The organism is Desulfurellaceae bacterium (assembly GCA_021296095.1).
Taxonomy (GTDB): Bacteria; Desulfobacterota; Binatia; order Bin18; family Bin18; genus JAAXHF01.
The window spans coordinates 44,263-44,754 of the sequence record JAGWBB010000017.1; the positions used below are offsets into that span (position 1 = coordinate 44,263).

1 protein-coding gene is annotated in these 492 nt (G+C 66.9%); it reads right to left on the reverse strand.

Annotated features, from left to right (window positions below; translation table 11 throughout):
• Positions 1 to 492, reverse strand: a 492-nt coding sequence (locus J4F42_05885; protein MCE2485023.1) for a hypothetical protein, incomplete at both ends; no start/stop codon positions are given.

Here is a 492-nt window from a genome sequence, read left to right on the forward strand (position 1 = left end):
CAGAAAGGCCGCGCAGGGGGTGAGCGTCCCGGCTTGATGGATCCCGAGCTGCCGGATCAGTTCAATCAGCCACTGGGCGCCCTCAAACCACCAGTGCCCGAACAGCTCGGTATCGAACGCGGCCACCACAATCCCGCCCTCCCCGGTCTGTTGCCAGTGGCTGCGCAGCCGCTCGTGCAGCAGGCCGGCGAACTGGGCCGCGTGGGCGCTGGCCATGCCAAACGCGGCTTCCGGGACGTAGGGCTGTTTAGCGTCCAAACCCGGCCGACGGTCCGTGATCCGCCAGTAACGCAGCTCTCCGCCGGCGTGCTTCTTATGAAACTCGAGATACCACGGGTCGCTCGGATAGCCTCCGGCGCGCTGCCAGACCCACAGGCTGGTATCAAAATCCCTGGTGAACAGGGCCAGTGGGGCCGAGCGGTCTTGGCCTGCGGCCTGATGGACACGCAGCGGACTCGGACGCGCCGAGTCGGGCAGACTCGCCGTGAGTTG